Source organism: Variovorax sp. OV084 (assembly GCF_900111625.1).
Lineage (GTDB): Bacteria > Pseudomonadota > Gammaproteobacteria > Burkholderiales > Burkholderiaceae_C > Variovorax.
The window spans coordinates 117,843-143,090 of record NZ_FOII01000003.1 but is presented as its reverse complement, the minus strand read 5'-3'; the positions used below and the strand labels follow the sequence as shown (position 1 = coordinate 143,090).

General features: G+C 67.2%; 25 protein-coding genes. 15 read left to right on the top strand and 10 right to left on the bottom strand.

The genetic code is table 11. The features are described from left to right. The first annotated feature begins 20 nt into the window (after positions 1-20). From yajC to BMW87_RS10750, 4 genes are all read left to right on the top strand, one after another. Positions 21-353, top strand: coding sequence for a preprotein translocase subunit YajC (gene yajC, locus BMW87_RS10765; RefSeq protein WP_013544185.1), 333 nt, complete (start codon positions 21-23; stop codon positions 351-353). Positions 354-442: 89 nt separating this feature from the next. Then, complete coding sequence (gene secD, locus BMW87_RS10760) at positions 443-2,326, top strand: protein translocase subunit SecD (RefSeq protein ID WP_093055363.1); 1,884 nt, start codon at positions 443-445, stop codon at positions 2,324-2,326. A gap of 18 nt (positions 2,327-2,344) precedes the next feature. After that, on the top strand, positions 2,345-3,298 hold the full coding sequence (secF, locus tag BMW87_RS10755) for a protein translocase subunit SecF (RefSeq protein WP_093055365.1): 954 nt from the start codon (positions 2,345-2,347) through the stop codon (positions 3,296-3,298). Positions 3,299-3,455: 157 nt separating this feature from the next. Then, entirely contained in the window at positions 3,456-5,861 is a 2,406-nt protein-coding gene (locus BMW87_RS10750) for a DUF1631 family protein (protein WP_093076210.1), read from the top strand. A 13-nt stretch (positions 5,862-5,874) separates the two neighbouring features. Here BMW87_RS10750 and BMW87_RS10745 read toward each other — a convergent pair whose 3' ends face one another. The 3 genes from BMW87_RS10745 to BMW87_RS10735 are packed head-to-tail and all read right to left on the bottom strand — an operon-like array spanning position 5,875 to position 8,818. Next, positions 5,875-6,393, bottom strand: coding sequence for a Smg family protein (locus BMW87_RS10745; RefSeq protein WP_093055369.1), 519 nt, complete (start codon positions 6,391-6,393; stop codon positions 5,875-5,877). Between the two features lie 34 nt (positions 6,394-6,427). Next, positions 6,428-7,567 (bottom strand): DNA-processing protein DprA, encoded by a 1,140-nt coding sequence (gene dprA / locus BMW87_RS10740; RefSeq protein ID WP_093076209.1) that lies wholly within the window; start codon positions 7,565-7,567, stop codon positions 6,428-6,430. 33 nt (positions 7,568-7,600) lie between these two features. Then, the gene (locus tag BMW87_RS10735; RefSeq protein ID WP_093076207.1) at positions 7,601-8,818 is read right to left on the bottom strand and encodes a LysM peptidoglycan-binding domain-containing protein; all 1,218 of its coding nucleotides are present in this window, start codon (positions 8,816-8,818) and stop codon (positions 7,601-7,603) included. 159 nt (positions 8,819-8,977) lie between these two features. Here BMW87_RS10735 and def point away from each other — a divergent pair, with 159 nt between their 5' ends. The 5 genes from def to BMW87_RS10710 are packed head-to-tail and all read left to right on the top strand — an operon-like array spanning position 8,978 to position 12,054. Continuing rightward, a complete protein-coding gene (gene def / locus BMW87_RS10730; RefSeq protein WP_093055375.1) occupies positions 8,978-9,496 on the top strand; it encodes a peptide deformylase in 519 nt (172 codons plus the stop codon). Between the two features lie 5 nt (positions 9,497-9,501). After that, the gene (locus tag BMW87_RS10725; protein ID WP_093076205.1) at positions 9,502-10,014 is read left to right on the top strand and encodes a hypothetical protein; all 513 of its coding nucleotides are present in this window, start codon (positions 9,502-9,504) and stop codon (positions 10,012-10,014) included. After that, complete coding sequence (gene fmt, locus BMW87_RS10720) at positions 10,011-10,970, top strand: methionyl-tRNA formyltransferase (RefSeq protein WP_093076204.1); 960 nt, start codon at positions 10,011-10,013, stop codon at positions 10,968-10,970. The genes BMW87_RS10725 and fmt overlap by 4 nt, the downstream gene beginning before the upstream one ends. Continuing rightward, positions 10,970-11,710: an AzlC family ABC transporter permease gene (locus BMW87_RS10715; RefSeq protein WP_093055381.1), complete on the top strand. Its 741-nt coding sequence runs from the start codon at positions 10,970-10,972 to the stop codon at positions 11,708-11,710. Before fmt ends, BMW87_RS10715 begins: the two co-directional genes overlap by 1 nt. Before the next feature lie 32 nt (positions 11,711-11,742). Beyond that, positions 11,743-12,054: an AzlD domain-containing protein gene (locus BMW87_RS10710; RefSeq protein ID WP_093055509.1), complete on the top strand. Its 312-nt coding sequence runs from the start codon at positions 11,743-11,745 to the stop codon at positions 12,052-12,054. 106 nt (positions 12,055-12,160) lie between these two features. Here the strand turns inward: BMW87_RS10710 and BMW87_RS10705 are convergent, their stop codons facing one another. The 6 genes from BMW87_RS10705 to BMW87_RS10680 are packed head-to-tail and all read right to left on the bottom strand — an operon-like array spanning position 12,161 to position 17,651. Next, on the bottom strand, positions 12,161-13,135 hold the full coding sequence (locus BMW87_RS10705; protein WP_093076202.1) for a Bug family tripartite tricarboxylate transporter substrate binding protein: 975 nt from the start codon (positions 13,133-13,135) through the stop codon (positions 12,161-12,163). A 40-nt stretch (positions 13,136-13,175) separates the two neighbouring features. Then, positions 13,176-14,141 (bottom strand): MBL fold metallo-hydrolase, encoded by a 966-nt coding sequence (locus BMW87_RS10700; protein WP_093076200.1) that lies wholly within the window; start codon positions 14,139-14,141, stop codon positions 13,176-13,178. Beyond that, on the bottom strand, positions 14,138-14,341 hold the full coding sequence (locus BMW87_RS10695; protein WP_093076199.1) for a DUF2783 domain-containing protein: 204 nt from the start codon (positions 14,339-14,341) through the stop codon (positions 14,138-14,140). The genes BMW87_RS10700 and BMW87_RS10695 overlap by 4 nt, the downstream gene beginning before the upstream one ends. After that, positions 14,338-15,987, bottom strand: a complete 1,650-nt coding sequence (locus BMW87_RS10690) for an FAD-dependent oxidoreductase (protein ID WP_093076197.1) — start codon at positions 15,985-15,987, stop codon at positions 14,338-14,340. Before BMW87_RS10690 ends, BMW87_RS10695 begins: the two co-directional genes overlap by 4 nt. A gap of 7 nt (positions 15,988-15,994) precedes the next feature. After that, positions 15,995-17,116: an alpha/beta hydrolase family protein gene (locus BMW87_RS10685; protein ID WP_093076196.1), complete on the bottom strand. Its 1,122-nt coding sequence runs from the start codon at positions 17,114-17,116 to the stop codon at positions 15,995-15,997. Then, complete coding sequence (locus BMW87_RS10680) at positions 17,109-17,651, bottom strand: VOC family protein (RefSeq protein ID WP_093055393.1); 543 nt, start codon at positions 17,649-17,651, stop codon at positions 17,109-17,111. Before BMW87_RS10680 ends, BMW87_RS10685 begins: the two co-directional genes overlap by 8 nt. 91 nt (positions 17,652-17,742) lie before the next feature. On the opposite strand from BMW87_RS10680, the gene BMW87_RS10675 reads away from it, so the two are divergent. From BMW87_RS10675 to pyk, 3 genes are all read left to right on the top strand, one after another. Next, on the top strand, positions 17,743-18,648 hold the full coding sequence (locus BMW87_RS10675) for a LysR family transcriptional regulator (RefSeq protein WP_093076194.1): 906 nt from the start codon (positions 17,743-17,745) through the stop codon (positions 18,646-18,648). A 91-nt stretch (positions 18,649-18,739) separates the two neighbouring features. Further along, complete coding sequence (locus tag BMW87_RS10670) at positions 18,740-19,933, top strand: phosphoglycerate kinase (protein WP_093076192.1); 1,194 nt, start codon at positions 18,740-18,742, stop codon at positions 19,931-19,933. A gap of 89 nt (positions 19,934-20,022) precedes the next feature. Next, positions 20,023-21,471, top strand: a complete 1,449-nt coding sequence (gene pyk / locus BMW87_RS10665; protein ID WP_093055398.1) for a pyruvate kinase — start codon at positions 20,023-20,025, stop codon at positions 21,469-21,471. A 6-nt stretch (positions 21,472-21,477) separates the two neighbouring features. Here pyk and BMW87_RS10660 read toward each other — a convergent pair whose 3' ends face one another. Further along, positions 21,478-22,494, bottom strand: a complete 1,017-nt coding sequence (locus BMW87_RS10660; protein ID WP_093055400.1) for a 1-aminocyclopropane-1-carboxylate deaminase — start codon at positions 22,492-22,494, stop codon at positions 21,478-21,480. 136 nt (positions 22,495-22,630) lie between these two features. Here BMW87_RS10660 and BMW87_RS10655 point away from each other — a divergent pair, with 136 nt between their 5' ends. From BMW87_RS10655 to fba, 3 genes are all read left to right on the top strand, one after another. After that, complete coding sequence (locus BMW87_RS10655) at positions 22,631-23,116, top strand: Lrp/AsnC family transcriptional regulator (RefSeq protein ID WP_093055402.1); 486 nt, start codon at positions 22,631-22,633, stop codon at positions 23,114-23,116. A gap of 35 nt (positions 23,117-23,151) precedes the next feature. After that, on the top strand, positions 23,152-24,081 hold the full coding sequence (locus tag BMW87_RS10650) for an alpha/beta hydrolase (RefSeq protein WP_093076190.1): 930 nt from the start codon (positions 23,152-23,154) through the stop codon (positions 24,079-24,081). Positions 24,082-24,145: 64 nt separating this feature from the next. After that, positions 24,146-25,210: a class II fructose-bisphosphate aldolase gene (gene fba, locus BMW87_RS10645; RefSeq protein WP_013544161.1), complete on the top strand. Its 1,065-nt coding sequence runs from the start codon at positions 24,146-24,148 to the stop codon at positions 25,208-25,210. Positions 25,211-25,248 lie beyond the last annotated feature (38 nt).

Here is a 25,248-nt window from a genome sequence, read left to right as displayed (position 1 = left end):
TCCCTCTGCTGGAGACTCTCTTGTTCATTTCCTCTGCTTTCGCCCAGACCGCGCCCGCTGCAGCCGGCGGCGGTGACATGTTGTCTTCCCTCGGCAGCATGCTGCCCCTGGTGCTGATGTTCGTGGTGCTGTATTTCGTCATGATCCGGCCCCAGATGAAGCGCCAGAAGGAAGCCCGCGCCATGATCGAAGCCCTGGCCAAGGGCGACGAAGTCGCCACCGCCGGCGGCGTGCTCGGCAAGATCACCTCGCTGGGCGACCAGTACCTCGGCCTCGAGATCGCCAACGGCATCGAGATCAAGATCCAGCGCAGCGCCGTCGTGCAGGTCCTGCCCAAGGGCGCCGTCAAATAAAAGCGTGAGCCGAGCCTTGCGCTTTGCGGCGCAGGGCCCCATTTCACGCCGTGTTCCATTTCTGAAAAGCTTGTAAAAAGCGCCCTCTCATGAACCGTTACCCGGTCTGGAAGTACGCGATCATCGTGATCGTGTTGCTCGTGGGACTCGTCTACGCCCTGCCCAATTTCTTCGGTGAGGCGCCTGCAGTGCAGGTGTCGGCGGCCAAGTCCACCGTCAAGATCGACGCGGCTACCCAGGCCAGGGTCGAAGGCCTGCTCAAGACGGCCGGCCTCACGCCCGATCTGCTGAGCCTCGAACCCACCGCGGTGCGTGCGCGCTTTGCCACCACCGACGACCAGATCAAGGCACGCGACACGCTGCAGCAGGCGCTGGTGCCCGATGCGGACGACCCCTCCTACGTGGTGGCGCTGAACCTGGTATCGCGCTCGCCCTCGTGGCTGACCGCGCTGCACGCCTTCCCGATGTACCTGGGCCTCGACCTGCGCGGCGGCGTCGACTTCCTGCTGCAGGTCGACATGCGCGGCGTGCTCGACAAGAAGGCCGAGTCCTTCGCCGGCGACATCCGCATGGGCCTGCGCGAAAAGAAGGTTCGCGGCAGCGCCGTGAACCGCAACGGCCAGACCGTCGAGATCACGCTGCGCGACGCCGACAGCGTGGAAACCGCCCGGCGCCTGATCCAGGACCAGATGCCCGACCTCACCACGGTCGAGAGCCAGCAGGGCTCCGAATGGCGCATCGTGGCCAGCATCAAGCCCGAAGCCGCGCGCCGCATCCAGGACGCGGCACTCAAGCAGAACGTGACGACGCTGCACAACCGGATCAACGAACTCGGCGTGGCCGAGCCGGTGATCCAGCAGCAGGGCATCGACCGCATCGTCGTGCAGCTGCCCGGCATGCAGGACCCGGCCCAGGCCAAGCGGATCATCGGCCGCACCGCCACGCTCGAAATGCGCCTGGTGGACGAAAGCGCCGAAGGCCGCTCGGCCGAACTGAACGGCGGTCCGGTGCCCTTCGGTTCCGAGAAATTCCTCGACCGCTCGGGCCGTCCGGTGATCGTGAAGAAGCAGGTGCTGGTCACCGGCGAGAACCTCACCGACGCGCAGCCCGGCTTCGACCAGCAGAGCAACCAGCCCAAGGTCGACCTGACCATGGACTCCAAGGGCGGCACCATCATGCGTGACGTCAGCCGCGAGAACTACAAGAAGCGCATGGCCATGCTGATCTTCGAGAAGGGCAAGGGCGAAGTGCTCACGGCCCCGTCGATCAACGGCGAGCTGGGCAACCGCTTCCAGGTGTCGGGTTCGATGACCGTGGCCGAAGCCAACGACCTCGCGCTGCTGCTGCGCGCCGGCTCGCTGGCCGCGCCGATGGAAATCATCCAGGAACGCACCATCGGCCCGACGCAGGGCGCGGAGAACATCAAGAAGGGCTTCGACAGCGTGATGTACGGCTTCGCCGCGATCATGGTGTTCATGTGCATCTACTACGCGCTGTTCGGCCTGTTCTCGTCGATCGCGCTGGCCGTCAACCTGATGCTGCTGGTGGCCATTCTCTCGATCCTGCAGGCCACGCTCACGCTGCCGGGCATCGCGGCCATGGCGCTTGCCATCGGCGTGGCCATCGACTCCAACGTGCTGATCAACGAGCGCGTGCGCGAAGAACTTCGCAACGGGGCGTCGCCGCAGGCGGCCATTCATGCGGGCTACGAGCGTGCCTGGGGCACCATCCTCGACTCCAACGTGACCACGCTGATCGCGGGCATCGCGCTGCTGGCCTTCGGCTCGGGCCCGGTGCGCGGCTTCGCGGTGGTGCACTGCATCGGCATCGTCACCTCGATGTTCTCGGCGGTGTTCTTCTCGCGCGGCCTCGTGAACTTCTGGTACGGCCAGAAGAAGAAGCTCAAGACGGTGTCCATCGGCACGGTCTGGCGCCCCAAGACCGACGGCGCTGCCGTGGCCGAAACGAAGTAAGAGGCAGAAGAGACAGTCATGGAATTCTTCCGCATCCACAAGACCATCCCGTTCATGCGCCACGCGCTGGTGCTGAACATCGTTTCCTTCGTCACCTTCGCGCTGGCGGTGTTCTTCCTGCTCCACCGCGGGCTGCACCTGTCGGTGGAGTTCACCGGCGGCACGGTGATGGAAGTCGCCTACACGCAGTCGGCCGATGTCGGCAAGGTCCGCGAAATCGTCGGCACGCTGGGCTACACCGAAGTGCAGGTGCAGAGCTTCGGCAAGTCGGTGCAGATCCGCCTGCCCGTGAAGAAGGGGGCAACTTCCGCCCAGCAGAGCGCCGAGGTGATGACCGCGCTGAAGGCGGCCGAGCCGACGGTGGAACTGCGCAGCAACGAATTCGTCGGCCCGCAGGTCGGCGACGAGCTCACCACCAACGGCCTGAAGGCCCTGGCCATGGTGGTCGTCGGCATCATGATCTACCTGGCGTTCCGCTTCGAATGGAAGTTTGCGCTGGCTACCGTGCTGGCCAACCTGCACGACGTGGTGATCATCCTGGGCTTCTTCGCCTTCTTCCAGTGGGAGTTCTCGCTGGCGGTGCTGGCGGCGGTGCTGGCGGTGCTGGGGTATTCGGTGAACGAGTCGGTCGTGATCTTCGACCGGATCCGCGAGAACTTCCGCCGCTACCGGAAGATGTCGACCACCGAGATCATCGACAACGCGATCACCTCGACCATCAGCCGGACCATCATCACCCACGGCTCCACCCAGCTGGTGGTGCTGTCGATGTTCTTCTTCGGCGGCCCGACCCTGCACTACTTTGCGCTGGCGCTGACCATCGGCATCTGCTTCGGCATCTACTCGTCGGCCTTCGTGGCGGCGGCAATCGCCATGTGGCTCGGCGTGAAGCGCGAAGACCTGATCAAGGGCGGCCCGGCCAAGCGCGACGGCGAGTCCGAAGACGACCCGAACGCCGGCGCCGTGGTCTGACGGATACTTCGGGGTTCAACAAAGCGGTGGCGGCAATGCTGCTACCGCGGTCCGCAGGCAACGCCGGGTACTCTTCGCACTTGTGCGGTAGCGCTTCCCGATGCAAGCTCGCGGTTGTTGCCGATGAATCGATCACCCAGGCCTTTCCGACTTTTCAATGAGCATTGCGCGGTCCGCCTCTTCCCTGCAGCTCGCACGCGAGACGCGTGAGCGTTTCGTATTGGCCACGGAAGGCGCCATTGCGCCGCTGGCCCGCGCGATCCGGGACCGGCTGACGTCGCTGTCCTCCGAGGCCGGCACCGCCCGCGCCATGCAGGAAAACCGCGACGACTTCGTCGCCTTCCAGGGACAGGCCACGCAGTGGGTGACGCTCTCGCAGACCGGCTGGCGCAAGGCGCTGGGCGCCGGCTCCGGCAGTCCGTCGACGCTGCCTTCGGCGCTGCGGCTCGAGCTGATCGGCGACGAAGTGGTGGAAAGCAACATCCTCTCCTCGCGCCTCGCGCAGCTGATCCACGACAAGGCCAGCTTCGAACTCAGCGATCTGCGCCTGCGCATCCAGCACCTCGAAGGCACCACCGAACTCGACGCCAAGGACGTGCTCAAGCCCGAGACGCTGGCCAAGCTGCTGGTCGAGCAATGGCTGGCGGTCGGCCTGAGCCGCGGGCTCTGGACCCGGGTGCAGGACACGGTGCAGCAGGGTCTGGTCGAAGTGGTCGTCAAGGCCTACGAGAGCGCCAATGCCTACCTGATCGCCAATGGCGTGATGCAGGAGATCGACCTCAAGAGCTTCGTCCGTCGCACTGGCAGTGCGGGGGGCGGCGGTGGCAGCGGTGGTGGATCGGGCGCCGCGCCGGTGGACAGCGGCATGTCCTCTGGCGGACCCCACAGCGCGCAGCGGCCTGGTTATGGATTCGGAGGACAGCAGGCATCCGTGCCGTCGACCGTGGCCGCGGCGCCCGCGTCGACCACCGGCGGCTCGCCGCTCTCAATTGCGCGGCAGCGAGCGCAGACCGCGCTGCTGAGCCTCAAGCGCTTCGTGACGGCGCGCATCGGCGGCGAGGCGGGCGGCTCCGCCGCACAGTTCCAGACTGCGGGCGCGGAAGGGCGCGCCACGGGTGGCAGCGGCCAACCGGGCCAGGGCGGCGGCATTGCGGCGCCCCGCGTGTTCTCCAGGACCTTCGCCGGTGCCATCGCCGACGCCGAGGTCGCCTACCGGATGGCTGCCACGCAGTACATGGACGGCGCGGCCGAACAGGCCACGCTGATCCAGCAGACGGCGGTCGACCTGCGCCGGCGCAGCACCGAGCTCAAGAAACGCGCGCCCACCACGGCCGACAAGGCCACGGTCGAGATCGTGGCGCTGATGTTCCAGGCCATCCTTGCCGAGGAGCGAATTCCGTTTTCGGCCCGCGTGTGGTTCGCGCGCCTGCAGATGCCCGTGCTGCGCGTGGCCATTGCCGAGCCCGAGTTCTTCGGCACCCTGCAGCACCCCGCACGCATGCTGATCGACCGCATGGGCTCGTGCGTCATGGGCTTCGACGCGGCAGCCATCACCGGCAGCGCGCTCGAAGGCGAGATCCGCCGCGTGGTGCAGGTGATCGAGCAATACCCCGAAACCGGCCAGCGCGTGTTCAAGCTGGTGTTCGACGAATTCGTTGCCTTCCTCAACCGCTACCTGACGCAGAGCGACACCACGCAGCGCGTGATGAGCGTGGCGCAGCAGGTCGAGCAGAAGGAAACGATGGCGATCCAGTACACCATCGAGTTGCGCAAGATGCTCAACGACATGCCGGTGCGCGACGAGATCCGCGAGTTCCTTTTCAAGATCTGGGCTGAGGTGCTGGCCATTGCCGCGCTGCGCTACGGCGCGCAGGGCGAGCAGACCGTCATGCTCAAGCGCGTGGCCTCCGAGCTGGTGTGGGCCGCGAGCGCCAAGCCCAACCGCACCGACCGCGCCCGCGTCATCCAGGACCTGCCGCAGTTGCTGCAGCGCCTGCGCCAGGGCATGGCGCTGCTGGGCATCGTCGACGAGCCGCAGGAGGCCCATATCAAGACCATCGGCGCCACGCTGTCCGACGCCTTCCTGTCGAAGACCGAAGCCATTCCGCAGGCCAAGATCGAGGCGATGGCCGAGCGGCTGGCGCACCTGGAAGACTTCGTGAGCGACGTGGGCGGCACCGCCGACCTGCCGCTCGATGCCCACAGCATCGAACTGCTGCTGGGCGTGGATGCAGCGTCGATCGAAGTCATACCGGACGCCGCCGGCGCCAGGGTGCCCGAGGACATGATTGCCTGGGCGCACGAGCTGCAGGTGGGCAACTGGTTCATGCTCGACCACAACGACCGCGTGAGCCAGGTGCAGTTCGTCTGGCGCAGCGAGCGCAAGCAACTGCATCTGTTCGCGACGTCGGACGGGCGCAGCTTCCTCATTCAAGCCGGCCGGCTCGCAACCTACCTGCAGGCGGGCCTGCTGGTGCCGGCGGAAGAAGAAACGCTCACGGTGCGCGCCACGCGCGAGGCGCTGGCGAAGCTGGATGCCAACCCGGAACGGCTGCTGAACTAGCGGCGAGCCTGGGTCAGTGTGCCGTGCGGCCTTCGCGGCTCTCGCACAGTTCGTCGAGCACCAGCGCATCGGGCTCGATGCCGGTGCTCCAGTGCACCATCAACACGATGATCTTCAGCTCGTCGAGCGCCACCGGGTCGCCAGGCGCGGCCATTGCGCGCTCAACGACGATCTCGCGCAAGCCGCAGGGCAGCACGTTCGATGATTCGAGAAAGCGGATGAAGCCGAGGCACTCGGCGCCAAGGTGTTCCTGCTCGGCCTGCGAATAGACGCGCATCGCGTCGTCAGATTGGGGCATTGCCGCTTCGGGTGTGCCCCGAAGAATGACCGTGGCGCTGGCCTCGTCGTTGGCGCTGCGTTCGATCTGCATGCCTTGCGTTGCAAGGCTGAGGCCGTCGAGCCAGTGAAGGGCCTCGCGGATTTCTTCTGCCTCGAAGCCGTGTGCACTGAGCTTGCGGCCCAGTTGCTCCGGCTCTGGGCAGGCATCGCCGCGCCAATAGTTTTCGTACACAAAAACAAGCACTTCGAACATGAGCCCAATATAGCCGACGTTCGTGCAATCCAGACTAGGTGGAAGCCGCTCGCTGGAAGAGTCCGCCCGGCAGGCGTGAGATATGGCCTTCCAGCTCGAGTTCGAGCATCTTCGCCTGCAGCGCGGCCGCACTCCATCCGGTGCGCGCGCTCAGTGCGTCGAGGCTGACGGGGTCGAAGCCGAGGGCCTCCAGCAGCGGGTCTTCGGTGGTGGCGGCCGGGTGCCCGTTGCCGGCAGAGGGCGCGGCCGCAGCTGGTGCCCCGAGGGGCGGAAGTTCTTCGAGGATGTCGCTCACCGACTCCACCAGCTTCGCGCCCTGGCGGATCAGCGCATGGCAGCCGCGCGATTGCGGCGAATGGATCGAGCCCGGAATGGCGAACACTTCCTTGCCCTGCTCCGACGTGAGCCGCGCGGTGATCAGCGAGCCCGACTGCAGCGCCGCCTCGACCACCAGCGTGCCGCGTGCAAGCCCGGCGATGAGCCGGTTGCGCTTCGGAAAATTCTGCGTGAGGGGCGGCGTGCCCAGCGGCAGCTCGCTCACGATCAGCCCCTGCAGCGTGATGCGGTGCGCCAGGTCGCGGTGCCGCGCGGGGTAGACGCGGTCGAGCCCGGTGCCCACCACGGCCACAGTCGCGAGCCGCGAGGCGTCGCCGGCCGCATCGAGCGCGCCCTGGTGCGCCGCACCGTCCACGCCCAGCGCGAGTCCTGAGACCACGGGCAAGCCCGCCTCGCCCAGCGCCCGCGCGAAGCTGCGCGCATTGGTCGCGCCCTGCGGCGTTGGATTGCGGCTGCCCACCACGGCAATGCTGTGGCCGAGCTGCGTGAGGTCGAAGCCGGCGGCGCCGACCACGTAGAGCATCAACGGCGGGTCGGCCATTTCGAGCAGCGAGGCCGGGTAGCTGGCATCGCCCAGCGTCACGACACGGCGCGAGACACCGTTGTCGGTCGTGTGGAGCCACTGCCAGGTCTGGTCGATCTGTGTCTGCAAGCCCACGGGCGGTTGCAGCAGCGCCTCGGCCTGCGCAGAGGAGACGACCTCGCGCAGCGCGGCATGCGGCTGCGCGAAGACGCCCTCGGGCAGGCCAAAGGCCGCGAGCAAACGGCGCGCGGCACCGTCACCGATGCCGGGCGTCAGTGAAAGTCGCAGCCAGCCTGCGAGTTCTGCGCGTTCCAAACGAGTGTCGAGAAGGAAAGCCGGAGTCGCAGGTCAGGGATTGACGAGGAAGTCGCCGGCGCGCGGAGTGTCGTTGATTTCGAGCACCAGTGCGTACGAAACCTTCTCGAAGGTGCGGAACACCATCAGCAGGCCGATGCGTTCGTTCGGCAGCTTGATGGTTTCCTTGCGGGTGCCGGTGCGGTCGAGGATGGTCTCGCCGTTCTTCAGGATGGCCAGCACGTGGCCGTTGTCGATGCCGTCGCGCGTGCCCTTGTTGATGGCCACCACCTGGTTCTGCGCCGCGAACTGCACCGCGTTGCCGTAGACCGAGATGATGCGGCCGTCGACCTGTGTCGACGGTGCGCGCGGCACGTAGCTCAGCAGTTGGCGCGGCGGCTCGGGCAGCAGGCGGTCGCCGGCGCGCATTTCCTCGCGCGACGCGATGATGTCGATGCTGGCGGGCACCACGGTGATGACGTCCTTGTCTTCCACCGTTTCGACGGTGGTCGATTCGCCGCGCTGCAGCCGGGCCTTGCCCAGGTACTGAGCCTCGTAGCCGAGGATTTCGCCCGTGCCCGGGTCCTTCAGCGGCGTGGCGTTGCGGAAGATGCGGAAGTTCTGCACCGGGCCCGGCACCTCGACCAGCGGCGATTCGGCGTTGCCGCGGGCATAGGCCCGGTCGCCGCGCGACAGCAGCACGCGGCTGTCGTTGCCCGCGACGATCCGCGGGGCGCTTTCCAGCGTGCCGGCGTCCACCACGATGGGTTCGCTGAGGAAGGGCTCGATGATGCTCGGGTTGAGCGTGGGCAGTGCCATGCCGGCCAGCGAGTCGAAACGGGTGCGAGGTGACAGCTTGATGGTTCCGCCGTCGCCGCTGAAGCCGCCGCGGCGGGTGGTCAGGCGGGCGCGGCCACCGCTCTTGTCCAGGTAGAGCACCTGGCCCGGATAGATCCGGTGCGGGTTGGCGATTTCATTGATGTTCATGCCCCACAGCTCCGGCCAGCGCCAGGGGTGCAGCAGGTAGAGGCGGGAGATGGCCCAGAGCGTGTCGCCTGACTTGACGGTGTATTCGTCGGGCGCCTTGGGCGACAGTTCGTTCAGCGGCACACCGGCCTGGGCGGTCTGCTGGGCGGTGGCGCGCTGCTGCGGCGTGACGGGGTAGTTTTGAGCCCAGGCTGTCGTGGCGCCGCAACTGCCGATCACCGCCAGGGCTGTCAGCGTGGCAAGGAGGGAGGGGCGCTGGCGGTCGGTGAGTCTGAGCTTTTTCATGTCTGGATGGGTGAGCGCGCGACGTATCGCTGCGCATACGAATCTCACAATTTGCTACGAATTCTGCGCTGAACCCCTTGGGAGGGCAACGTTTTCGGGGCCAGATGGCGCGTCACGTCGCGGAATTGGCGAAAATAGCCACAACTTTCCCCCGATTTCATGGCCAAACGAATCATTCTGAGTTACCCGGACAAACGCCTGCACACCGTGGCCAAGCCGGTGCAGGGCGTCGACGCGCGCATCAAGACCCTGGTCGCCGACATGCTGGAAACCATGTACGACGCCAACGGCATCGGCCTGGCAGCGACCCAGGTCGACGTGCACGAGCGCCTCGTCGTCATCGACGTGTCCGAGGAGCGTAACCAGCCGATCGTGCTGATCAACCCCGAAATCACATGGGCCAGCGACGAAAAGGTGCTGAATGAAGAAGGCTGCCTGTCGGTGCCCGGCATCTACGACGGTGTGATGCGCTCGACCTCGGTCAAGGTGCAGGCGCTCGACGAGAACGGCGAATCGCGCAGCATCGAGGCCGACGGCTTGCTGGCCGTGTGCATCCAGCACGAACTCGACCACCTGCTGGGCAAGGTGTTCGTCGAATACCTCTCCCCCCTGAAGCGCAACCGCATCAAGAGCAAGCTGCTGAAGCAACAGCGCGAAGACATGCGGGAAAGGGCTTGAACGCCATGGCGGCACGGCGCTTCGGCTCCCTTGCGGCACTGGGGGTCTTCGCGGTCGCCGGGCTGGGACTCATTGCCGGCTGCGCCAACGAACCCACGCGCGTGCAACCCGGTGCCACCGCCGCCGACACCCTGCAGCGCCTGGGCGCCCCCACCGGTCGCTACCCGCTCACTGGTGGTGGCGAGCGGCTGCAGTACTCGCGCATGCCGGCCGGCTTCGAGGTCACCGACATCGACGTCGACGCCTCGGGCAAGGTCGTCTCGGTGACGCAGGTGCTCAGCGAAGCGCGCTTCGGCTACGACATCAAGGTCAACCAGTGGCGCCAGAACGACGTGATGGCCTTCTATGGCCGTCCCTATGAAATCACCCGTGTCAGCTCCTTTGACGGCGCGGTCTGGACTTGGCGCTACAAGGCCGTGAACGAGCGCCGCATGCTGTACATCTACATCGATCCGACCGGCGTGGCCCGTCGCTATCACACGGGGGACGATCTCGATTTCGATCGGATCCGGGATTGAGCCGCCTCAGAGTCATTTTTGCGGGCACGCCCGAGTTCGCGCGCGTCGCCCTCGAAGCCATTGCCGCCGCCGGCCATGACATCGTGCTGGTGATGAGCCAGCCCGACCGCCCCGCCGGCCGTGGCATGAAGCTGCAGGCCTCCCCCGTCAAGCAGTGTGCTGTTGCCAACAACTGGCCCGTGGCCCAGCCGCGCAGCCTGCGACTGGATGGCAAGTACCCCGACGAGGCCTCGGCCGCGCGCGACACCCTGCTGGCCGCCAGGCCCGACGTGATGGTGGTCGCGGCCTATGGCCTGATCCTGCCCCAGTGGGTGCTCGACCTGCCGGCGCACGGCTGCCTCAACATCCACGCCAGCCTGCTGCCGCGCTGGCGCGGCGCTGCGCCCATCCACCGCGCCATCGAGGCGGGCGACGCCCAGACCGGCATCACCATCATGCAGATGGACGCCGGCCTCGACACCGGCGACATGCTGCTGCGCGAGGCCGTCGACATCGGCAGCGACGACAACACCGCACGCCTGCACGACCGCCTGGCCGATCTGGGCGGAAAGATGATCGTCGAGGCGCTGGCGCGCATCGGCACGCTCACTCGCACGCCGCAGCCCGCCGAAGGCGTCACCTACGCCAACAAGGTCGAGAAGCACGAAGCGCTGATCGACTGGGCCCAGCCGGCCGACGCCATCGTGCGCCGCATTCGTGCCTTCGACCCGTTCCCGGGGGCCAACAGCCCGCTCGACGGCGAGACCGTCAAGCTCTGGGCCGCCCACTCTGCAGGCTCGCCCGAGGCGTCCGCCGCGCCGGGCACGATCCTGGCCGTCAGCGATGCCGGCGTGGCCGTCGCGGCCGCCGGCTCGGTCGTCAACGTCACCGAACTCCAGCGTCCGGGCGGCAAGCGCCTGCCCGTGGCCGATTTCCTGCGCGGCTTCGACCTGAAGCCCGGGCAGGTGTTCGGCTGATGTTTCTCTCGAAAAGCATCCGCAGCCGCCCTGAATTCCGCGTCGGCATGCGCGACATGTCCCCGGTGGCGATGGGCATCGGCGCCTGGGGCCTCATGACCGGCGTGGCCATGGTCAAGTCGAACATGAGCACGGTCGAGGCGCTCGCGATGACGCTGCTGGTCTACGCGGGCAGCTCGCAACTCGCAGCCATTCCGCTGCTGTTTGCCGGCGCCCCCGCCTGGGTGATCCTGGCCACGGGCTTCTGCGTCAACCTGCGCTTCGTGGTGTTCAGCCTGCACCTGCGGCCCTACCTCATGCACATGCCGCGCTGGCGCCGCATGACGCACGGCTACCTCACGGCGGACATGAGCTACGCGCTCTTCACGAAGAAGTACCCGAAGCCGCCGCTGACCATCGCCGAGCAGGAGTCGCAAGAGGCCTACCTCACCGGCAATTACTTCGTGACCTGGGGCGCCTGGATGGGCATGAGCCTGCTGGGCGTGGCGCTGGCCAACTTCATTCCGCAGACCTGGGGCCTGAGCTTTGCTGGCGTGCTGAGCCTGGTGGCCATCGTCTGCTCGATGGCAACGACGCGCCTGCGCGTGCTGGCCGCGCTGATTGCCGGCGCCACTGCCGTCGCGGCTTACTCGCTGCCGCTGAAGCTCAACATCGTGGTCGCCATCGGCGTGGCCGTGCTGCTGTGCTTCTGGCTCGAAAAGCAGTTCGGCCTCGACCCCACCGCGGAGGACGACAAGTGAGCGGCGCGAGCGCGACCACCGACTGGTGGACCATGGGCGTGATCGTCGGGCTGGCGCTCGTCACCGTGCTCACGCGCTGCTTCTTCTTCATCCTCGACCGGCCCTGGGGCCTGCCCGAGTGGGCGCACCGCGCGCTGCACTACGCGCCGGCCGCCGCGCTCGCGGGCGTGATCGCGCCCGAGATCGTCATGACGCAGGGCCATCTCATCACCACGCTGCACGACGCCCGCCTGTATGCGGCGGTCGTCGGCGCGGCGTATTTCTACTGGCGGCGTGGCGTGCTCGGCACCATGCTCGCCGGCATGGCGGTGTACCTGCCGCTGCACCTCGGCCTGGGCTGGTAACGGGCGGCCGCCGCCGGGCCGCCCCAAGGCGGGCCGCGCCTCCCCCTTGGGGGGTGGAGTTACACGCAGCGAAGCGAAGTGAAAAGCCCGGGGGGCTCGTGGCTCGTCAATCCAGCTTCACGCCGGCGGCCGCAATGATCTTGCCCCAGCGCTCGCTCTCGGCGCGAGACAGCTTGTAGAAATCCTGCGGTGTTCCGGGCAGCGCCTCGAAGCCGAAGTCCGCGAACAGCTTCACCACCTTCGGCGCCTTCATCGCCTTGTGCAGTTCGCCGTTGAGCCGCGCCACCGTTTCGGGCGGCATGCCGGCCGGGCCGATCAGGCCGTGGAAGGCGTAGGCGTTGACGTCGCTGAAACCAGCCTCGACGAAGGTCGGCACCTCGGGCAGGGCGCTCGCCCGCTGCGGCAGCGCAATGGCCAGCACCCGCACCTTGCCCGACCTGATGATCGGCAGGCCCGAGGCCAGGTCCAGCATCATCGTCGGCACCTGGCCGCCCATCACGTCGGTCATGGCGGGCGCGGCGCCCTTGTACGGCACGTGCGTGATCGTCAGGCCGGCCTTCTGCTTGAAGAGCTCCATCGCCATGTGGTGCGGCGAGCCGTTGCCGGGCGAGGCGTAGCTCACCTTGTCGGGGTTGGCCTTCACGTAGCGCACGAACTCGGCCACGTTCTTCGCGGGAAAGTCGGGGTGCACCACCAGCGCCACCGGAAAGCGGCCGATGGTGCCGATGTAGGTGAAGTCGCTCGCGGGCTTGTACGGCAGCTTGGCGAACATGTGCTCGTTGAAGAGCAGCGCCGCGTTCTCGGCCTGCATGATCGTGTAGCCGTCAGGCTTGGCCTGCATCATCACGGACACGCCGATGTTGGTGGACGCGCCGGGCCGGTTGTCGATGATGAGCGGCTGCCCGAGCGAAGGCTGCATCGCCTCGGCGAGCGTGCGAGCCAGGTTGTCGGTGCCGCCGCCGGCCACGTAGGGCACGATCCATTTGACGGGCTGGCTGGGGTAGGCGGCCGGCTGCGCCGATGCAAGGCTGCTGGCCAGCGTGAGGGCTGCACTCAGCAGGGGCAGAAGGAATCGCTTCATCGTCTCTTGTCTCCGTTGCTTGTTTTGAAATCGGTTCAGGTCATTCGCCGCGCAGCGTCTGCCACAGCTCGCGGTCGCGCTCGGCGGTCCACACCACGGGGTGCTCGATGCCGCGCAGTTCGTCGTACGCGCGCGAGACGTCGAAGGGCAGCACGTGCTGGAACACGGGCCAGTTGCCGAAGCGCGGCGTCATCGCCGCTTCGGCGCGCGCAAAGCAGCCCTTGAGCGTGTCGCCCGCGGCGATGCCGGCCTTCACGCCGTCGAGCAGTGTCGAGAGAAATGCCTTGGTCAGGCCGATGGCCTCGGCGCATGCGGCTTCGTCCTGCAGCACCGCGCCGCGCCCGGGCACCAGCATGCGCGGCTTCAGCGCCGCCACCGCGTCGAGCGTGCCGGCCCAGTCGCCGATGTAGGCGTCGCCCGCGTACACGCCGCAGCGGTTCTCCACCACGTCGCCCGAGAACAGCACGCCGCAGTCGGGCAGCCATGCGACCGTGTCGCCGCCCGAGTGACCGCGGCCCAGCGCCTTCAGATGCAATTCGCGGCCACCGCCGAGCTGCAGCGTCATCTCGCGCTCGAAGACCTTCGTCGGAAGGGTCAGGCCCGGAATCTCCTCGACGCCGGCGAACAGGCGCGGAAAGCGGCCGACCTCCGAATCGAAATCGGCCTGGCCACGCGTGCGGATCCAGTAGAGCGTGCCGTTGCTCGCGATGATGTCCTTCACTTCGTCGAAGGCGCTTGCGCCCATCACGCGCACTGCGTGGTAGTGCGTGAGCACGATCGTGCGGATGGGCTTGTCGGTCACCGTGCGGATGGCCGCGAGAAAGTCGCGCGCCATGCGCGGCGTGGGGCGCGTGTCGATCAGCACCACCTGCTCGTCGCCGACGACGAAGCCGCAGTTGGGATCGAAGTCGCTGATGTAGCCGTAGGCACCGGGCGCGAGCTCGCGCAGTTGCGGCTTCTGCTCGCGGGTGTCGGACGCAGAGGCGAAAGAGACGGAAGTGGTCATGGGGCGGTTGTTGTCGTGGTGTCTTCGGCGGCTGCGCGGATGCAGGCGAGCAGCAGGTCTTGGTCGGCACACTGGTTGGCCAGCAGCAGCACGAGGCGGGCGTTGAGGTCGGCGCTCTGCGCGTCGGTGCGGCCTTCGTGCGCGGCGAGCAGGGCCGCGTAGAAGCCATCGGGGTCCGGAATGCGGGGCTCGGTGATCATGGGTTGCTGTCGTGGCCCAGCGCGGTGCGCAAGGCGGAGGCGATGATTTCCGGCGTGGCATTCGCCAGCACGGCGGCGCGATAGGCGTCGGGCCGCACGAGAGCAAAGCTGCCCGCATCGCCGATGCCGAGATGGCTCGCGAGCCTGTCGTCGGCCTGCAGCGTGGGCAGGCCGCTGTCTCCTCCCACGGCCAGCAGGCGCAGCGGCAGCGACGCCGTGGCATCGAGGGCCGCCTTCGCCTGCTCGCGGGTCGGCGCGAACCAGAGGCCGATGCAGTGCGTTCCCTCGGACAGCAGTTGCATCAGCGTCGTCTCGCGGCCATCGGCCCAGCGCAGTGGCAGGTTCTGCACCGAGCGCGCGCCTTCGGGCAGCAGCGGCGCGGCCGGGTAGTCGTTGGCGACCGACATGCGCCCGGTGTTCACCAGCGCCCGCGCAAAGGGATGGCGCGCCGCCAGCGCCACCACGGCGCGGCGCAGCGTGTGCTCGGCCGGCGAGCGCGGCGCCAGGAAGCGTGCCGATCGGCTCGTCACCTGCAGGTTCTGCTGCGCGGCGGGTTGGCGTTCCGCGTCGTAGCTGTCGAGCAGGGTGTCGCCGGCCTTGACCTGCGCGACCAGCGCGAGCTTCCAGCCCAGGTTCGCCGCATCCTGGATGCCGCTGTTGCCCCCGCGCGCGCCGAACGGACTCACCACATGCGCCGCATCGCCGATGAAGAACACGCGGCCATGCCGGAAGCTGTCGAGCAGATGGTCGCGGTAGCCGTACGGCCCGATCCACACGAACTCGAACTCCACGTCCGGCCCGAGTTGCTCGCGCAGCCGCGCGCCCGCCACTTCGGGCTGGCTGATGTAGGCCGTGTCGCAGTCTTCGGGCATCTGGTAGTCGATGCGCCACACGCCGTCGGCCATCAGGTGCTGCCACACGCCGCGGCCTTCGTTGAAGGGCGCATCGACCCAGGTCCAGCGCTCGGTCGGCAGAGGCTTCCTGAAGCGCACGTCGCTGATGCACCAGCGGTCGGTGCTGCGCGACGCGTGCGCCTCGATGCCGAGCTGCGTGCGGATCGGGCTGTTGGCGCCCGTCGCGTCGATCAGCCGGTCCGCCTCGATGGTGTAGCTGCCGGCGGGCGTTTCGATGTCCAGGCGCACGCCATCGGCCAGTTGCTCGACGCGCGTCACGCGGCTCTTCCAGCGCAGGTCGGTCAGCCTGAGTTCGAGGATGCGCTCGACCAGAAACCACTCGACGTAGAACTGCTGCAGGTTGATGAAGGGCGGCTGCTTCGAGACGCTGTTGGCCTGCAGGTTGAAGTTGTAGACCTCCTGCTCTCCCGAGAAGGTGCGCCCGAACGACCAGGTGATGCCCTTGGCCGCGATGCGTTCGTAGATGCCCAGGCGTTCGAAGATCTCCAGGCTCTTCTGCGCATAGCAGATGCCGCGCGACGAGGCGCCGCGCACGCCGACGGTGTCGTCTTCGTCGAGCAGCACGGCGCGCACGCCGCGTTGCGCGAGGTCGCAGGCCAGCGTGAGGCCCGAGGGGCCGGCACCGACGATCACGATGGGGTGGCGCACGACCTTCGCGCTGCCCAGTTCGGGCGGTGGCGTGAAGGGCCAGACCGGCAGTTCGTAGGCCGGCGCGAAAGCAAAGTTTTCCATGTCTCTTCTACAGCGCGTGCGCGAACTCGGCGATGGCGTCCGCCGCCTTGGGGATCAGCTCCGGCTGCCCCGCGAGGTAGTGGTTGCCGCCGACGATGTCGACGTTTCGGATGCGCGACTCGTCCGCTGCCATCCACGCATCGCGCGTGCTCGGAAAGGTCGACTGGTCGCCCGTGTAGGTCAGCAGCAGCTTCGGCACCGTGGTGCGCGCAAGGTTTGTCGGCCCGTCGGCCTGCGAGCGCGACGACCATTGCGAGAGAAACGCCGTCAGCGAGGTGGTACGCCCCATCGCATTGGCCGAGTAGTTCACCTGCCGGGCGTCGCCCCACACGCTGCCCGGAAGGCGGTCGTTGGGGTCGAGCGACAGGTCCACGCAGCGCGGATCGGCATGCGTGCGATAGACGATGAAGGTCTGGTCGCGCGGCGCGCCCGGCGTGTTGCGCAACAAGGCAAGCCGGTCGATGGCCCATTGCTCGATGCGGTCCAGCCGCGCCTTCTGCGCAGCGCTGAAGCGCGCGAGAAAGTCGCTGTCGTAGGGCACGCGGTGGCGCGGGTCGTACATGTCGAGTTCGGGGTTCACCGAGAGCGGGTCGTGCTCGTCGGTGACGGACGGGTCGATCCAGTCGCGCATCAGCCGCGTGCGGCCCAGGTGCGCGGCGCACAGCGCGATGCCGTCCACGGGCGGAAGGTCGCTCGGGTGCAGGTGCGTGGGGTCACCGTCGGGCAGGTGCGTGGCCGTGAGCTTCTCGGCCTGCGCCTGGTAGAAGCTCGCGAGCGCCGCGCCGCCCGAGTTGCCGACGAGAAACACCTTTTCGTAGCCGGCAGCGCGCAGGTACTGCACGCCGGCGCCCAGGTCTTGAATGGCACGCTCCATCAGCAGCACCGTGTCGTTGCCCACGAAGCGCGAGTTGAGCCCCATGCAGCAGATGCCGCGCTCGGCCAGCGGGCCGATCAGGTAGTGGCCCATGAAGTTGCTGGTCGGGTGCATCACGATGGCGGCGACCTTTTTCGGGCCTTGCGGCGCGCGGAAGGCGCCGTAGATGCGCGGGCGCAGCATCTGCAGGCCCGACTGGCTTTCCATCGCCGCGCCGGGCTTCACGTCGATGACGGCGAGTTGCAGCTCAGACATTCGGCGCACCCTTTGCTGCTGTCGCACGAAGTTCGGCCTTGCGCGCGGTCCACGCATCGAGGTCGGCGCGAGCGCGCAGCGCGTGCGCGTCCATCTCCGCTTGCGGCACGGTCGGCGTGGTCAGCTCCACGCGAATGCCGTTGGGGTCGAAGAAGTAGATCGATTCGATGATGTGGTGGTCGGTCACGCCCAGTACCTCGACGCCCGCGCCTTCGAGCCGCGCCTTGGCCGCCAGCAGGTCGGCCACCGAATCGACGCGCAGCGCGATGTGGTTCACCCACGAGGGCGTGTTGGGCGAGGGCAGTGCGGCGATGTCGTCGCCCAGGTCGAAGAAGGCGATGTACGAGCCGTCGCGCATCTGGAAAAAGATGTGCACGTAGGGGCAGTACTCGCCCGTGCTCGGCACGTGGTCGCTCTTGATGACGTGGGCCAGCGGCAGGCCCAGCAGGTCTTCGTAGAAGCGGCGGGTTTCCTCGCTGTCGCGGCAGCGCCAGGCGAAGTGGTGCAGCCCGCGCACGGGTGGGGGGATCGGCATGGCTCGTGTCTCCAGTGAGCCGTTATTGGGCGATGCCGCGTCTTATGATGCAATCGAAATTAATTCATCGATTGATGAAATAACCGTATATATGAATCTCACCCTGCGCCAGTTGCGCGCCTTCGCCGCCGTGGCCGAAACCGGCAGCTTCACCGCGGCGGCGCAGCAGCTGCACCTCACGCAGTCGGCGCTCAGCGTGCTGGTGCGTGAGTTGGAGCGAGAGATGGGTGTGCAGCTGCTCGACCGCAACACCCGCAGCGTGCAGCTGTCGGAGGCGGGGCGCGAGTTCTTGCCGTCGGTGCATCGCCTGCTTGGCGACCTGACGAGCGCGGTGGCCGGCGTCACGGATTTGCGTGACAAGAAGAAAGGCTTGCTACGGCTTGCGGCGCCGCAGCTCATGGCCTGCACGTTGATGCCGCGCGTGATCGCGCTCTACCGCGAGCAGTACCCCGACGTGGATGTGCGCCTGACCGACACGCTGCCCGAGAACCTGCTCGCAGGGGTGACGGCCGGCGACGTGGAGTTGGCCGTGGGGCAGGATGTGGCCGTCGACAGCGCCATCGAGCGCCGCACGCTGCTGCGCGACCGGCACTGGCTGATCTGCCCGCCCGGCCATGCCTTTGCCAACCGCCGCAAGGTTCGCTGGCACGAGCTCGAGCCGTACACCTTCATCGCCCCCACGCGCGATTTTCGCCAGCGCGTGCTGCCCGAGCTGGCCGCGGCAGAGCGCGACTACATGTTGCGCCCCGCCACGCAGGAGGTGTCGTACATGACCACCGCCCTCGGCATGGTGGCCTCGGGGCTGGGGCTCACGGTGTGCCCGACCTATTCGGCGCCGCTGGTGCGCGCCCATGGCCTGCAGATGGTGAGGCTCGAATCGCCCGACTTTCACCGCGAGGTGTGCGTCTACAGCGCGGCGCGGCGCTCGCTGTCGCCGGCCGCCGCGAGCTTTGTCGGCGTTCTCGAAAGCTTCGCCAAGGCGCAGCAAAAGGGCTGAAAAGCATCGGAGCGCTGCAACAGGCGCGTAGAGCGGCAGTGGGGCCAAACCTACAATGCAGGCCGACCCGTCTTCCACCTCCTCCAGATCCATGAACGTCATTCGATTCACCGACCTCTGCGCACAGGGCAAAGCCGCCGGCCAGCGCGTCTTCATCCGTGCCGACCTCAACGTGCCGCAGGACGACGCAGGCAACATCACCGAAGACACGCGCGTGCGCGCCTCGGTGCCTTGCATCCAGCTGGCGCTCGACGCTGGTGCAGCAGTGATGGTCACGTCGCACCTGGGCCGCCCGACCGAAGGCGAGTTCAAACCCGAAGACTCGCTTGCCCCCGTCGCCAAGCGCCTGGGCGAACTGCTCGGTCGCGAAGTGCCGCTGGTCGCCAACTGGGTCGACGGCGTCGACGTCAAGCCCGGCCAGATCGTGCTGCTCGAGAACTGCCGCGTCAACAAGGGCGAGAAGAAGAACGACGAGGCACTGGCCAAGAAGCTGGCCGCCCTCACTGACATCTACGTGAACGACGCCTTCGGCACCGCCCACCGCGCCGAGGCCACCACCTACGGCATCGCGCAGTTCGCGAAGATCGCCGCGGCCGGCCCGTTGCTGGCGGCCGAGATCGACGCCATCACCAAGGCGCTGGCGCAACCCAAGCGGCCGCTGGTGGCCATCGTGGCCGGCTCCAAGGTCAGCACCAAGCTCACCATCCTCAAGAGCCTGTCGGCCAACGTCGACCAGCTGATCGTGGGTGGCGGCATCGCCAACACCTTCATGTTGGCGGCCGGCCTGAAGATCGGCAAGTCGCTGGCCGAGCCCGACCTGGTCGACCAGGCCAAGGCGGTGATCGACGCCATGCGCGCGCGCGGCGCCGACGTGCCGATTCCGGTGGACGTGGTCACGGCCAAGACCTTCGCGGCCGATGCGGCCGCCACCGTCAAGGACGCAAGCGATGTGGCCGACGACGACCTGATCCTCGACATCGGCCCGAAGACGGCCGCGATCCTGGCCGCGCAGCTGCGCGAAGCCGGCACCATCGTCTGGAACGGCCCGGTGGGCGTGTTCGAGTTCGACGCCTTCGCCAATGGCACCAAGGCCATCGCGCAAGCTATTGCCGACAGCAGCGCCTTCTCTATCGCCGGCGGCGGCGACACGCTGGCGGCCATCGCCAAGTACGGCATCGAAAAGCGGGTCGGCTACATCTCGACCGGCGGCGGCGCCTTCCTGGAAGTGCTGGAAGGCAAGACCCTGCCGGCCTTCGAGATCCTGTCGAAGCGCGCGGCCGGTTGAGCAAGGCCCTGCGCGGGAAAACCCATGGGTGACTTCCGTCCGACACACAAAGTGTATACAGTAGCGAATACAAAACGGAGACTACCCTCATGAGCACGGACCGCATCCCCCGCCACGCCACCAAGATCGTTGCCACGCTCGGTCCGGCGTCCAGCACCCCCGAATTGCTGGAAAAGATGATCCAGGCCAAGGTCAGCGTGGTGCGGCTGAACTTCAGCCACGGCACCGCGCAAGACCATATCGACCGCGCCGCCATGGTGCGCGAAGCCGCCCGCAAGGCCGGCCGCGAAGTGGCCATCATGGCCGACCTGCAGGGCCCCAAGATCCGCGTCGGCAAGTTCGCGCAGGGCAAGGTCTGGCTGGAGCCGGGCGCCAAGTTCGTGCTCGACGCCTCGCGCACCGAACTCGGCGACGCCGATGCCGTGGGCCTCGACTACAAAGACCTCCCGCGCGATGTGAAGCCTGGCGACAGGCTGCTGCTGAACGACGGCCTCATCGTGCTGACCGTCGACGCCGTCAAGGGCGAGGCCGTGCACACCACCGTCAAGCTGGGCGGCGAGCTGTCGAACAACAAGGGCATCAACAAGCAGGGTGGTGGCCTCACGGCGCCCGCGTTGACTGCCAAGGACATGGAAGACATCAAGACCGCGATGAGCTTCCAGGCCGACTACGTGGCCGTGAGCTTCCCGAAGAACGCCACCGACATGGAAATGGCGCGCCAGCTGTGCAACGTGGCCGCGGCCGAGTACGGCCACAAGCCCGGCATGATCGCCAAGATCGAACGCGCTGAAGCCATCCCGAAGCTGGAAGAAATCCTGCGCGCCAGCGACGGCATCATGGTTGCGCGCGGCGATCTCGCGGTCGAGGTGGGCAATGCGGCCGTGCCGGCGCTGCAGAAAAAAATGATCCGCATGGCGCGCGACATGGACAAGGTGGTGATCACCGCGACCCAGATGATGGAGTCGATGATCACCAACCCCGTGCCCACGCGCGCCGAAGTGAGCGACGTGGCCAACGCCGTGCTCGACGGCACCGACGCCGTGATGCTCTCGGCCGAGACCGCCTCGGGCCGCTACCCGCTCGAGACCGTGCAGGAGATGAGCCGCATCTGCGAAGCCGCCGAAGCTGCCGAAGACAAGACGCTCGACGCCGATTTCAGCGGCAAGACCTACAGCCGCATCGACCAGTCGATCGCCATGGGCGCGCTGTTCACTGCCCACCACCTGGGCGCCAAGGCCATCGTGGCGCTGACCGAGTCGGGCTCCACCATCCTGTGGATGAGCCGCCACCGCGCGCACATTCCCATGTACGCGCTGACCTCGCGGCTGGCCACGCAGCGCAAGCTGGCGCTGTATCGCAACGTGCGTCCGCTGCTGATGGATTCGGAAAGCGACCGCGACACCGCGCTGCAGCAGGCCGAAAACCACCTGAAGAAGCGCGGCATCGTGCAGAGCGGCGACGTCTACGCCATTACCTGCGGCGAGCCGATGGGTGCCCCTGGCGGCACCAACATGCTCAAGATCTGCCGCGCGAGCTGAGTCGGCTCAACCGTTGCGGAACAGGAAGCTGTAGGCGTTCAGCGCGGGCACCCCGCCCAGGTGCGCATACAGCACCTTCGAGCCGGCCGGGAATTCCCCCAGCCGCACCTTCTCGATCATCCCGTGCATCGACTTGCCCTCGTACACGGGGTCGGTCAGCATGCCCTCGAAGCGCGCGCACAGGCGAATGGCTTCCAGCGTGCCGTCGTTCGGCAGCCCGTACTCGGGGCCGCCGAAGCGGCGGTCGAGCACCACGTCTTTCTCGGTGATGTCGCGGCCCAGCTCCACCAGCTCGGCCGTGTTCTTCGCGATGCGCAGGATCTGGTCGAAGGTCTGCTGCGGCTTGGCCGAGGCGTCGATGCCGATCACGCGGTCGGCCCGGCCGTCGGCCGCGAAGCCCACCACCATGCCGGCCTGCGTGCTGCCGGTGACCGCGCAGACCACGATGTAGTCGAACTTGAAGCCCAGCTCGGCCTCCTGCTGGCGCACTTCTTCGGCAAAGGCGACGAAGCCGAGCCCGCCGCGCGGATGCTCCGAGCAGCCCGCCGGAATCGGAAACGGCTTGCCGCCTGCCTTGCGCACGCTCTCCATCGCGTCTTCCCAGCTCTTGCGGATGCCGATGTCGAAGCCTGCCGCGTCCAGCCGCACGTCGGCGCCCATGATGCGTGACATCTCGATGTTGCCGACCCGGTCGTACACCGCGTCGGAGTAGTTGACCCAGTTCTCCTGCACCAGCACGCACTTCAGCCCGAGGTGCGCGGCCACCGCGGCCACCTGCCGCGTCTGGTTCGACTGGATGCCGCCGATGGACACCAGCGTGTCGTAGCCGCCCTCGAGCGCCTCGGGGATCAGGTATTCGAGCTTGCGCGTCTTGTTGCCGCCGAAGGCCAGGCCGCTGTTGCAGTCCTCGCGCTTGGCATAAAGGTCGACCTTGCCGCCGAGGTGCGCGCTCAGCCGCTTCAGCGGGTGAATCGGCGTGGGGCCGAAGGTCAGGGCGTAGCGGGGAAACTTCTTCAGATTCATGGGAGCGGCTCCAGGGAGTTGAAGCCTTAGATCGTAGAAAGAAGCGAACGCAACGTGCTTGCGAAGTTTTGTGGATTCTCTAGAGAAAAAAAGGCACTATGGCCAGATCGAAAACTTTCAAGACGAAAAATAAGGCATGAGCACAACAAAATTGCGTATCGCGCCGGAGCTCGATCGCACCGACCGCGCCATCCTCCGCGCCCTTCAGCGCGACGCCTCGCTGTCGAACGTGGCGCTGGCCGCCAAGGTCAATCTCAGTGCGGCCGCCTGCCTGCGCCGCGTCGAGCGGCTCAAGGCGGAGGGGTTCATCAAGGGCATCGTCGCCCTGCTCGATGCCGACGCGCTCGACGTCGGCATGCTCGTGATGATCGGCGTGGTGCTTGACCGCTCCACGCCTGACTCGTTCGCCGATTTCGAGAAGGCCGCGCAGAAGGTGTCGGGCTGCCTCGAGTGCCATGTGGTCACGGGCGAGTTCGACTACTTCATGCTCGTGCGCACGCGCGACAACGACAGCTTCAACCACCTGCATGCCGAGCAGCTGCTGTACCTGCCGGGGGTGCGGCAGGTCCGGACTTTCGTTGTGCTCAAGCAGGTGCTGTCGACCACGCAGTTGCCGATCTGACGAAACCGGCGCCCGCCCGCGTGCGTACTGTTGCGATGAGTCTTCCCACCTTCGCGTCACTCCACCGGCGTCGCGGCGCTTTCTTCATCGCCCTCTGCGTCATCGCCGCCGCGGTGCTCCCGGCCTGCTCGCCGGTCAAGGTGCTCAACGGCCTGGTGCCAACCGACACCTACCGGTTCCAGGGCGGCATCGCCTACGGCCAGGCGCCCCGCCAGTTGCTCGACGTGTACCAGCCGTTGCCGGCCACCCAGCCGGCCCAGGGTGCGCGGCCGCTGGTCGTGTTCTTCTATGGCGGCACCTGGACGACCGGCGACCGCGCCAGCTACAGGTTCGTCGGCGAGGCGCTGGCCGCGCGCGGCGCGGTGGTTGTGGTGCCCGACTACGGGCTGTCGCCGGCCTTCACCTACCCGGCATTCGCGCGCGACAGCGCGCTGGCCGTCAAATGGGCGCTCGACAACGCGGCCCGGCTGGGTGCCGATCCGAAGCAGGTGTTCGTGATGGGGCACAGCTCGGGTGGCTACAACACCGCGATGGTGGCACTCGACGAGCGCTGGCTCGGCGAGGTGGGCGCCAGCCCGAAGCAACTCGCGGGCTGGATCGGCCTGGCCGGCCCCTACGACTTCCTGCCCATCGGCGACCCGCAGGCGCAGGTTGCCTTCAACTGGCCGGACACGCCGCCCGACTCGCAGCCGCTGGCGCATGTCACGCCAGCCTCGCCGCGCGTGCTGCTCATGGCGGCATCGAAAGACGACCTGGTCTACCCCGACCGCAACACCGGGCAGATGGCCACGGCGCTGCGCGCGGCGGGCGTGCCGGTGCAGGTCAGGCTGTTCGACAACCTGAGCCACGTGACGCTGATCGGCGCTTTCGCCAGGCCCATCCAGTGGCTGGGTGGGCCGGTGCTGCCGCCGGTGATGGAGTTCCTCGGGTTGGCGTCAGTCCTGTCCCACAAGGGGGCTCGGTAGAATTGCGGCAGTTTTCTCTCGTCTTTCCGCCTTCTTCTTTCCCTAATTTCCGCGAGGTATTTCCATGGCACTCGTCTCGATGCGCGAACTGCTCGACCATGCCGCAGCCAATGGCTACGGCATTCCGGCCTTCAACGTCAACAACCTCGAACAGGTCCAGGCCGTCATGGAGGCCGCCAAGGAAACCGGCGCGCCCGTCATCCTGCAAGCCAGCGCAGGCGCCCGCAAGTACGCCGGCGAAGCCTTCATCAAGCACCTGATCCAGGCCGCCATCGAGCAGTACCCGAACATCCCGCTGGTCATGCACCAGGATCACGGCCAGAACCCCGACGTCTGCAAGGGCGCCATCGACCTGGGCTTCAGCTCGGTCATGATGGACGGCTCGCTCGAGGCCGACGGCAAGACCATCGCCAGCTACGACTACAACGTCGACGTCACCAAGAAGGTGTCCGACATGGCCCACCGCCTGGGCGTTACCGTCGAAGGCGAGCTCGGCTGCCTCGGTTCGCTCGAGACCATGAAGGGCGACAAGGAAGACGGCCACGGCACCGACGACACCATGACGCGCGAACAGCTGCTCACCGACCCCGAGCAGGCAGCCGACTTCGTCAAGCGCACCCAGATCGACGCGCTGGCCATCGCCATCGGCACCAGCCACGGCGCCTACAAGTTCACGCGCGAGCCCACCGGCGACATCCTGGCGATCGACCGCATCAAGGAAATCCACCGCCGCATTCCCAACACCCACCTGGTGATGCACGGCTCGTCGAGCGTGCCGCAGGAACTGCTGGCCATCATTCGCCAGTACGGCGGCAACATGAAGGAAACCTACGGCGTGCCCGTCAAGGAAATCCAGGAAGCCATCAAGCACGGCGTGCGCAAGATCAACATCGACACCGACATCCGCCTGGCCATGACCGGCGCGGTGCGCAAGTTCCTGGCCGAGAACCCCGAGAAGTTCGACGCCCGCGAGTGGCTCAAGCCCGCGCGCGAGGCCGCAAAGCTGATCTGCAAGCAGCGCTACATCGAGTTCGGCTGCGAAGGCCAGGGCGCCAAGATCAAGGGCGACACGCTGCAAGTGGTCGCCGCCAAGTACGCCAAGGGCGAACTGGCTCAGGAAGTCGTCTAAAAACTTCCTTGCGATTCGAAGGCCACCGTTCGCGGTGG